Genomic DNA, 8981 nt, shown 5'->3' with positions numbered 1-8981 from the left:
AAGATTACGCCGGTCGCGGCATTAGTCTAATGCACACGGCATCGGGTTATCGTTTTGTGACTAAGCCTGAACTGAGTGAGTCGCTGGCCCGTTTATGGCCCGAGCGTTCACCACGTTACTCACGCGCCGTGTTAGAAACCCTGGCATTGATTGCTTACCGTCAGCCAATTACCCGTGGTGAAATAGAAGATATTCGCGGGGTGTCGGTCAGCAGTCAGATCATCCGTACCCTGCTTGATCGTAACTGGGTTAAAGTGGTTGGCCATAAAGAAGTCCCCGGTCGGCCCGGTTTATATGCTACCACTAACGCTTTTTTAGATTATTTTGGGTTACCGCATTTATCGGCGTTACCCCCTTTACCAGAGTTTCAGGCCATGTCTGAGCCGCTGCTCGAATTAACCAACACCGTCGTGACGACAGGAGAGATACACTAATGAGTGATACCACCGAAAAATTACAAAAAGTGCTGGCACGTGCCGGCGTCGGCTCACGCCGTGAAATGGAAGACTGGATAAGCCAGGGCCGGGTTACTGTAGATGGCAAACCGGCAACCTTAGGCGACAGAGTCAGTGCCACCCAGGCCGTGCGTATTGATGGTCATCCGATACAAATTGCCAGCGAAGCGCAGCAAATTTGCCGGGTGCTGGCCTACCATAAGCCAGAGGGCGAAATTTGCTCACGCACTGATCCTGAAGGCCGCCCCACGGTGTTCTCGCGGTTACCTAATATTAAAGGCGCCCGCTGGATTGCCATTGGCCGGCTGGATATTAATACCTCAGGTTTATTACTGTTTACCACCGACGGTGAGCTGGCCAACCGCCTAATGCACCCTAAGTTTGAAGTTGAGCGTGAATACGCGGTGCGGGTGTTTGGCGATATTAACGATGCGATGATCCAACGGTTGCGCACCGGTGTTGAGCTGGAAGATGGTAAGGCGAATTTCAAAAAAATCAAAGCCCTGCCAGGAGAAGGCATCAACCGCTGGTTCCATGTGGTGTTAACCGAAGGCCGCAACCGTGAAGTCCGTCGCATGTGGGAATCGCAAGGTGCGGTGGTGAGCCGGCTTATCCGGGTACGTTATGGTGACTTATTGTTACCCAAGCATATTCCGGCCGGTGGTTATGCCGAGTATCCCTTAGATGAAGTGAATTACCTGCGCCAGCTAGTGCAGCTGGACCCTGAGCAGCAAACCCTGGTAAAAAGCGAAGATCGCACCGAGCGTCGTCGCCGCTTAGCCAGTATGAAGCGCGCTGTGCGTAAGCATCAAATTGCCGAGAAAACCCCTGGCAGGAAAACTGAGCCATCGGCAAAGCCAAGCCGGCCAGAGCCAGCGAAAAAACCTGCTGGCAGAGGGCAAGCACCTAAAGGTCAGGCCGGTAAAGGTTCGGCGGGTAAAAGCCCGGGCCAACAACGGCAGCAAACAGGGAAAAAACCCAGCCGCGAGGGTAGGGGTTAATAAACACGAACAGGGCGCAATAAGCGCCCTGTTCGTTTTCTGTTAGCGCACCTTAGCTTTGCGTACTATTTTATACAGCAGCTCTGGTGACAGGCGCGACATCAAGGCGCCTAAGCGTTCTTTTAGCCCGCCAACAACAATATAGTTTTTGTTGTTAAGCAGCGCCTTGACGGTTTTTTCCGCAAACTGCTCTGCGCTCATGGCATTAGCTTGCGCCTCGTCTAATTGATTCAGGGGGCTGCCATCACCGGTGAGTGCATTGTGCGAGACGTTGGTTTTGACAAAACCCGGAAAGACCGTAGCCACGCTTAACCCTTGCTCATACAGTTCAGCACGTAAACTATTGGCCCACAGGTGCAAGGCGGCCTTGGCCGCAGAATAGCTGCCACGATACTGGGTACCCACTAAACCGGCCACTGAGGAGATAAACACCACCTTGCCGCCGCCATCGGCTAACAGCAAGGGCAGTGCCTGTTTGGTCAGATGTATTTGTGCAAAATAATCCACTTCAAACAACCGGCGATCAGTATCAGCTTGGGTGTCGACGATCAGCGCCCGCTGGCTGATGCCGGCATTATTAATTAGCCAGTCCAGGCCGCCAACTTGCTGTTGAATACTTTGCACTGCCGAGTTTACCGCCTGGCTGTCGGTAATATCCAAAGGCAGCAGCAGGTGGCTGCTGGCATTATTTAGACTATCGCGTACCCGCTGTAATTCGCTGTGTCTTCTGGCCGATAAAATCAACCGGGCGCCTGCTGCTGCAAGCTCCCGCGCCAGTGCTTCGCCAATACCGCCGGAAGCGCCGGTTATCCAAATGACTTTATTTACTAAGCGCTCTGACATGGCAGCTCCTTGTTAAGCTTGCTTATAGCCATCCGGGTTTTGCGACTGCCAGCGCCAGCTGTCTTTCACCATATCATCCAGACTGTGCTCTGCCTGCCAGCCCAGTAAACGTTTGGCTTTGTCGGGCTGGGCATAACAGACGGCAATATCGCCCGGACGACGCGGCGCAATCTGGTAAGGCACTGCAACCTGATTCACAGTGCTAAAGGCCTTCACCATATCCAGCACACTGTAACCGACGCCAGTGCCAAGATTGATCGCCTCTATGCCGTTGTGTTGCTCTAAGTACTGTAAGGCTTTGACATGACCACGGGCTAAATCGACCACATGAATATAATCGCGCACCCCGGTGCCATCTGGCGTTGGGTAGTCATTACCAAACACACTCAGGCTGCTGCGTTTGCCCACAGCCACTTGCGAAATAAAGGGCATCAGGTTATTGGGAATACCATTGGGGTCTTCACCAATTTGACCACTGTGATGGGCTCCCACCGGATTAAAATAGCGCAGTAAGGTCATCCCCCAATCCGGCTCGGCTTGCACTAAATCCTGCAGAATATACTCAATCATTAACTTACTCTGGCCATAAGGGTTAGTGGCCGAGCGGGGCGCGCTTTCCGGAATAGGCACCTGTTTGGCATCGCCATAGACAGTAGCAGAAGAGCTAAAAACCAGTTTTTTCACGCCCACTTCGCGCATAACCCGGCACAAGGTTACAGTGCCAGCGACGTTATTATCATAATAATGCAGCGGTAGCTGGGTGGACTCTCCCACCGCTTTAAGCCCGGCAAAGTGGACTACTGCGCTAATCTGATGTTCGCTAAACAGCTGGCGTAACGCTGCTTCATCACGGATATCGCCAGTGACTTTTACTATCGATTTACCGCTGAGTTGTTCTACCCGGTTTAACGCTTCAGTTGAGCTATTGCTGTAATTATCAAAGCTTAATACCTGATAACCGGCATTTAGTAGTTCCAGTGCGGTATGGCTGCCGATATAGCCAGCACCGCCGGTAAGGAGTATGTATGGCATTAATGCATCCTTGCGGGGTTAGGGCAGTACTTTTTTAAAGGGTTTCACTGTCGTTTTAATGTAGACACCGGCCGCCAGATAGGGGTCGTTGTCGGCCCATTGCTGTGCTTCGGCTAAAGAGACAAACTCTGCCACCACCAGCGAGCCGGTAAAGCCTGCAGCACCAGGTTCGCTTGAATCCATTGCCGGTAAGGGCCCGGCCAGTAATAAGCGACCGGCCTCTTTCAATACCTGTAATCGCGCAAGATGCGCAGGCCGGGTTGCCAACCGTTTTTCCAGACTATTGGCCGCATCTTCAGAGTAAATCATATAGAACATGGTAAAACTCGCATACTGTTTTTGTCGCTGCACGATAGCAGAATTGCCTGCTAAAACCAATTGAGCTGGCCATAGTTTGCAGGTCGGGCTAGGATTTGCCGCAAGTCGCTGTTAGCATGCTGGGCGCACATTATAAAAATAGAAAATAGTATTCTAATAAAAAAATAGTCAGGGAGTCTTTAATCCAATGAAACGTGAACAATTTAGCTCCAGTCTGGGGTTTATTCTGGCCGCCGCTGGTTCAGCTGTCGGTATAGGCAACCTGGTCGCTTTTCCGGTGATGGCCAGCAAAAACGGCGGTGCCGCTTTTCTTATCATGTATGCTGTTTTTGTGTTTTTTATCTGCTTACCGGTGATGCTGGCGGAAATGAGCCTGGGCCGGCATACCCGGCAGAACCCGCTGGGCGCTTTCACTGAAATTGGCCAAAACCGCGCCTGGCGAACTGTCGGCTGGCTGTCCGTGATCACACCTTTTATGATAGGGGTGTTTTACCTGGTGATCACCGTGTGGATTGCCGGTTATCTTGGTAAAGCCGTGCTAGGTCAACTGGATCAGCTCGCCGATCCTGCTGGTTTCGGCATTTTTATTAATAGTAATGAATTATTTGTCTACATGGCGATTGTGGTCGGTCTGACCTTTTTAATTTTGCAGGGCGGGGTTAAAAAAGGCATAGAAAAGGCTACTACGGTGCTGATGCCCACACTGTTTTTAATGTTAATTGCGTTAGTGATTTATGTGCTGACGCTGGAAAACGCCATGCTGGGTGTCACCTTTTTCTTAATCCCGGATTTTACCAAACTGACCGGTGAAGTGATAAACGGCGCCTTAGCACAGGCCTTTTTCTCGTTATCGCTGGCGATGGGGATTTTAATTACCTACGGCTCTTATATTCAGAAAAACAACAATATTGTCTCTGCCGGTAAAATGGTGGCGGGTTTATCATTACTGGTGGCGTGTTGTTCTGGCTTACTAATTTTACCCGCGGTGTTTTCCTTTAACCCGGACATTGAAATCAGCGAGCTGTCGGAATCAAGCATTGGCATGATATTCATGTTTTTGCCCAAAATATTTTTAGCGCTGCAGGCAGATATTGGCTATTTTGGCGCTTCTTTTATCGCCGCGTTTTTCTTCCTGCTGGTGTTTTTTGCAGCGATGACCTCGTTGGTGTCGATTATTGAGGTGCCGGTAGCCAGTATTATGGATGGCAAAGGCTTAAGCCGGCGCAAGGCGTTGTACTCATTGGGCGGTGCTATGGTGGTGCTGGCGATTATCAGTGCCTTGTCATTTGGCCGTATTGACTGGCTGAGCAATATCCTTAGCTATGGTGGTAACACTAAGTCGTTCTTTGATCTTATCTACGATATGTTTTACGAAACTATCCTGCCGTTAAATGGTTTATTGCTGTGCTTGTTTGTGATCTACCGTTGGAAAAAACACAATCTTGATGCAGAGATGAGTCAGGGTAATGCCAGCTTTGCCGGCTCGGTGATGCAGCAATATGTCAATTTCTCATTGGGCACCTTTATTCCGGTGATTTTAGCCATTATTTTTGTCAACACTGTGGCCACTATCTACTTTGGCAATAATTTGCTGACCAAACTGTTTCAGTATCTGGCTTAGATTACTTTTTTAAGCCGCCGGGTGCTAAACACAGCCATGACTTATTTAGGTCTGGCTGTGTTTATTGGATGTCTCTGAATAGGATCCTTGAAATATCAGGCTGTTTAATTTCCTGATAATGTCAGTTGTCAGCATAGAGTTCTTGCGGTGGATATTTTCCGCTATATAATTTAAAAAAGCGTTATCACGGATCAGAAAAAAAATGTTAATGCTACTGTTCGTGAGCCGCCTCAAAGCTTTTTTTAATCTTTATATCCCTTCATTTTTTATTCTGTTCAGCAGTGCATCGTTTTCTCAGGTAGAAAGCGAAAAGGTATTGCACTTTATAACCTCACATAGCCCTCCTGGCGAATACCTTAACGAAAAGAATGAAGTGGTTGGTGCAACGGTAGATCTTATACGTTTACTTTCGTCCAGACAGTCTGAACACATTTTTATTGAGTTATTACCATGGGCGCGGGCATCAAAAATGGCTCAAAAAACGGCTAATTCAGTACTATTTGAAACGATAAGAACGGAAGATCGAGAAAATAAGTTTCAGTGGGTAGGGCCTCTTAAACAATACCAAATGTCGTTATATGGTTTGAAAGACACCCTTAAACAAAAATCTGATAAAGCGCTTATAGCATGCGAGCTCAGAGGCTCAGTGCATCAGGATAAACTGCTTCAGATAGGATTTAAAGAGGGTGTTAATTTGGTACTTACCACTCAAGGTGGTGATTGTATTGAAATGATGGCTAAGGGTAGAGTGCACTTATCTACGTTTAGTGATTGGGCAGTTGAGCATGATAAGCAGATTTTAAAACATAATTTGGATTTAATGCATCACCAGTTTTTGTATACCATTGAACTCTACCTGGCGTTTTCGTTGGATGTTGATCCATTAAGAGTTGAACGTTGGAAACGGGCGTTGGAACTTAGTTATCTGGATGGAAGCATGAGAAGTCTTTACCAAGGTATTTATCCAGACTACCAAATCACGCGATTAGAGCAATGGGCACAAGAACATAGCCCTCTGGCCAAAGAGCAATGATTTCTTGTATTTCATTGCAGCCTCAGCAATTACTTTTTAATCCGCTACAGGGCTGTCTTTAAACAACTGGCGGCGCAAGGCAGCAAATTGGCTTTGGCACAAGGCATAGGTAATAGGTCGGGTGATAAGCGGGTAAGCCACCACTAACAGCAGGGTGTAACCGACAATAGCCAGGCCATCGGCGCGGGCAATTAAAATAAATAAACCAAATAAAATCAGTAGTTTTAACGTATTTAAGCCTACTTTAGTTGGCGTAGGCAGTTTATCGGCGGCACTGCGTATCACCTGCATACGCTGGGCAAAGGTCAGCCCTTGCAATTCCGGAATTTTCTGGCTGTTAAAATATAACATGGTTACCTCTGATACTGCCGCCACGGTGTTATTGCTGCTGCTTTGTGCTGTAGTTTTGCTTTGGGTCGCAGCGAAAGGCTATATGATGCAAAAAACCGGCATTAAAGTCACGTTAAAGCTGGTTTTTACGCTCTAACCAGGTCATTATACTGCAGTCTTTGCTATTAAGATCAGCGGTTTTGTATTACACCGTGCTCAGCCATCAAAGCTGCCAACTCTGGTAAACAAGCGGCATCATCTATGGTTGAGGGCACCTGATAATTATCGCCTTCGCCAATTTGCCGAAGCAGCTTGCGTAATATTTTACCCGAGCGGGTTTTGGGTAAACGCGGTACCACTAAGGCCTGTTTAAAACTGGCCACCGCGCCGATTTGCTGGCGCACCAATGCGACAAGTTGCGCCTGAATTGCGGTAGCATCTTCGGTTATGCTGCTTTTTAGCAACACAAAGCCCACCGGTTGCTGGCCTTTGAGCGCATCAGGTAAACCAATAACACAGCATTCAGCCACTGCCGGATGGCTGGCGAGGATTTCTTCCATTTCGCCAGTAGACAAGCGATGGCCGGCCACGTTAATGACATCGTCGGTGCGGCCCATAATAAACACATAGCCATCTTCATCGACATAGCCACCGTCACCGCTACAGTAATAACCGGGGAATTGCTGCAGATAACCTGCGCTGAAACGCTCCGGATTACCCCAAATGGTGGTCAGGCAACCTGGTGGTAGTGGTAGTTTAAGGGCAATATTGCCTTGCTGCCCGGCTGGGACTGCTTTGCCCTCGTCATCCAGTATATTCACTGCAAAACCCGGTACCGGCTTTGTGGCCGAGCCCGCTTTTGCCGGCAGTAACTCAATGCCGGTTAAGTTGGCGCAAATCGCCCAACCGGTTTCGGTTTGCCACCAGTGATCCACCACTGGCTTGCCGGTCACCTCTTGCGCCCAATACAAGGTGGCCGGATCCAGTCGCTCACCGGCCATAAACACCGTTTGCAGTGCCGATAAATCATATTGCTGCAGTAACAGCGCCTCTGGATCTTCCTTTCTAATCGCTCTGAATGCCGTTGGCGCGGCAAAAATGGCTTTTACGCCATATTCGGCGCAAATACGCCAAAAGGCACTGGCATCCGGAGTAAATACTGGCTTGCCTTCATATAAAATGGTGGTGGCTCCGGCCAGCAGCGGGCCATAGACGATATAGGAATGGCCCACCACCCAGCCAACATCAGAGGCGGCAAAAAACACGTCCCCGGCTTTAATGTTATAAATGGCCTGCATACTGTAATGCAGTGCCACCGCATGGCCGCCATTATCACGCACCACGCCCTTGGGTTTACCTGTGGTGCCTGAGGTATACAGAATATACAGCGGGTCAGTACTGTTCAGCACCACAGGGGCAGCCGGTAGTGCTTGCTGCACCGCTGAATGCCAGTCCAAATCGCGACCGGCAATAAGCTCAGCCGGGCATTGCTCGCGTTGCCAAATCAGGCAGTGTGCAGGCTTGTGACTGGCTTTTTCAATAGCACTGTCTATTAAGGGCTTATAGGCAATGACCCGGTTAACTTCAATGCCGCAGGATGCGCTCATCACCACTTTTGGGGTGGCATCGTCTATGCGGATGGCCAGCTCATGCGGCGCAAAGCCGCCAAATACCACCGAATGTATGGCGCCTAAGCGGGCGCAAGCCAGCATAGCAATGGCGGCTTGTGGAATCATCGGCATATAAATCACCACCCGATCACCTTTGCTTACCCCCAGCGCCTGAAGTGCGCCGGCACAGCGTGCCACTTCATCGCGCAATTGCAGGTAGCTAAATTGCTGCTTAGTGTTGGTGACCGGTGAGTCATAAATCAGCGCCGTTTGCTCGCCGCGACCTTGCTCAATATGATAATCCAGTGCCAGATAGCTGGTATTGAGTTTGCCATTACCAAACCACTGGTAGGGTTGGGTGGTGTGCGTCATGTCCTGGTTCAGGATCTGCTTGGGTAGCTGATACCAGGCCAATTTCGCAGCCTGTTCACGCCAAAAGCACTCAGGGTGCGCCATGGCTTGATCATAATGTTGCTGATAGCGCTCTGCTTGCAAAGGGTGACTGGTTGACATGATCCTGCCTCATAAAACTGAAAAACATTTGATCACTGTACACAAAAATGTGTAAAAACGAACTTAGACTAATAGCTATAGTAAAGTGGTTTATCCATTTTTGCTTGTAATGCTGATAAAGGATAGACTGATAATTCATTGCTAAAGGTGAAATGCTATGTCGTTGACCTCCCGCAGTCAGGCTGCTTTTTTTCAACTTATCGCTGATATCTCCAGCAGCTTTGT

10 protein-coding genes are annotated in these 8981 nt (G+C 49.1%); 4 read left to right on the top strand and 6 right to left on the bottom strand.

Annotated elements, in window-relative coordinates:
* On the top strand, nt 1-434 hold a 434-nt coding region (gene scpB, locus V7D78_RS08715; RefSeq protein WP_333608060.1), incomplete at its 5' end, for an SMC-Scp complex subunit ScpB.
* Complete coding sequence (rluB, locus tag V7D78_RS08710; RefSeq protein ID WP_333608059.1) at nt 434-1456, top strand: 23S rRNA pseudouridine(2605) synthase RluB; 1023 nt, start codon at nt 434-436, stop codon at nt 1454-1456. The genes scpB and rluB, both read left to right, overlap by 1 nt.
* Before the next feature lie 42 nt (nt 1457-1498).
* Here rluB and V7D78_RS08705 read toward each other — a convergent pair whose 3' ends face one another.
* The 3 genes from V7D78_RS08705 to V7D78_RS08695 are packed head-to-tail and all read right to left on the bottom strand — an operon-like array spanning nt 1499 to nt 3649.
* On the bottom strand, nt 1499-2299 hold the full coding sequence (locus tag V7D78_RS08705; RefSeq protein ID WP_333608058.1) for an SDR family oxidoreductase: 801 nt from the start codon (nt 2297-2299) through the stop codon (nt 1499-1501).
* A gap of 12 nt (nt 2300-2311) precedes the next feature.
* Nucleotides 2312-3331, bottom strand: a complete 1020-nt coding sequence (galE, locus tag V7D78_RS08700; RefSeq protein ID WP_333608057.1) for a UDP-glucose 4-epimerase GalE — start codon at nt 3329-3331, stop codon at nt 2312-2314.
* 18 nt (nt 3332-3349) lie between these two features.
* Nucleotides 3350-3649, bottom strand: a complete 300-nt coding sequence (locus tag V7D78_RS08695; protein ID WP_333608092.1) for a YciI family protein — start codon at nt 3647-3649, stop codon at nt 3350-3352.
* A 187-nt stretch (nt 3650-3836) separates the two neighbouring features.
* Here V7D78_RS08695 and V7D78_RS08690 point away from each other — a divergent pair, with 187 nt between their 5' ends.
* Nucleotides 3837-5270: a sodium-dependent transporter gene (locus tag V7D78_RS08690; protein WP_333608056.1), complete on the top strand. Its 1434-nt coding sequence runs from the start codon at nt 3837-3839 to the stop codon at nt 5268-5270.
* A gap of 202 nt (nt 5271-5472) precedes the next feature.
* Nucleotides 5473-6303 carry a substrate-binding periplasmic protein gene (locus V7D78_RS08685; RefSeq protein WP_333608055.1) on the top strand — a complete coding sequence of 277 codons (831 nt, stop codon included), beginning with the start codon at nt 5473-5475 and terminating at the stop codon, nt 6301-6303.
* A gap of 36 nt (nt 6304-6339) precedes the next feature.
* Here V7D78_RS08685 and V7D78_RS08680 read toward each other — a convergent pair whose 3' ends face one another.
* The 3 genes from V7D78_RS08680 to V7D78_RS08670 form a co-directional block, all read right to left on the bottom strand.
* Nucleotides 6340-6654 (bottom strand): DUF6170 family protein, encoded by a 315-nt coding sequence (locus V7D78_RS08680; protein WP_333608054.1) that lies wholly within the window; start codon nt 6652-6654, stop codon nt 6340-6342.
* Between the two features lie 170 nt (nt 6655-6824).
* Nucleotides 6825-8756 carry a propionyl-CoA synthetase gene (locus V7D78_RS08675; protein ID WP_333608053.1) on the bottom strand — a complete coding sequence of 644 codons (1932 nt, stop codon included), beginning with the start codon at nt 8754-8756 and terminating at the stop codon, nt 6825-6827.
* Nucleotides 8707-8981, bottom strand: a 275-nt coding sequence (locus V7D78_RS08670; protein WP_333608052.1) for a hypothetical protein, incomplete at its 5' end; no start/stop codon positions are given. The genes V7D78_RS08670 and V7D78_RS08675, both read right to left, overlap by 50 nt.

The organism is Arsukibacterium sp. (genome assembly GCF_036735525.1).
In the GTDB taxonomy this organism is placed as follows: domain Bacteria; phylum Pseudomonadota; class Gammaproteobacteria; order Enterobacterales; family Alteromonadaceae; genus Alishewanella.
This window is presented reverse-complemented; position numbering and strand designations above follow the sequence as displayed.

What these genes read in the sequence shown, in the direction of transcription:
- rluB (WP_333608059.1), top strand. Translation starts at nt 434, where the DNA reads ATGAGTGATACCACCGAAAAATTACAAAAAGTGCTGGCACGTGCCGGC.
- V7D78_RS08705 (WP_333608058.1), bottom strand. Translation starts at nt 2,299, where the DNA reads ATGTCAGAGCGCTTAGTAAATAAAGTCATTTGGATAACCGGCGCTTCC.
- galE (WP_333608057.1), bottom strand. Translation starts at nt 3,331, where the DNA reads ATGCCATACATACTCCTTACCGGCGGTGCTGGCTATATCGGCAGCCAT.
- V7D78_RS08695 (WP_333608092.1), bottom strand. Translation starts at nt 3,649, where the DNA reads ATGTTCTATATGATTTACTCTGAAGATGCGGCCAATAGTCTGGAAAAA.
- V7D78_RS08690 (WP_333608056.1), top strand. Translation starts at nt 3,837, where the DNA reads ATGAAACGTGAACAATTTAGCTCCAGTCTGGGGTTTATTCTGGCCGCC.
- V7D78_RS08685 (WP_333608055.1), top strand. Translation starts at nt 5,473, where the DNA reads ATGTTAATGCTACTGTTCGTGAGCCGCCTCAAAGCTTTTTTTAATCTT.
- V7D78_RS08680 (WP_333608054.1), bottom strand. Translation starts at nt 6,654, where the DNA reads ATGTTATATTTTAACAGCCAGAAAATTCCGGAATTGCAAGGGCTGACC.
- V7D78_RS08675 (WP_333608053.1), bottom strand. Translation starts at nt 8,756, where the DNA reads ATGTCAACCAGTCACCCTTTGCAAGCAGAGCGCTATCAGCAACATTAT.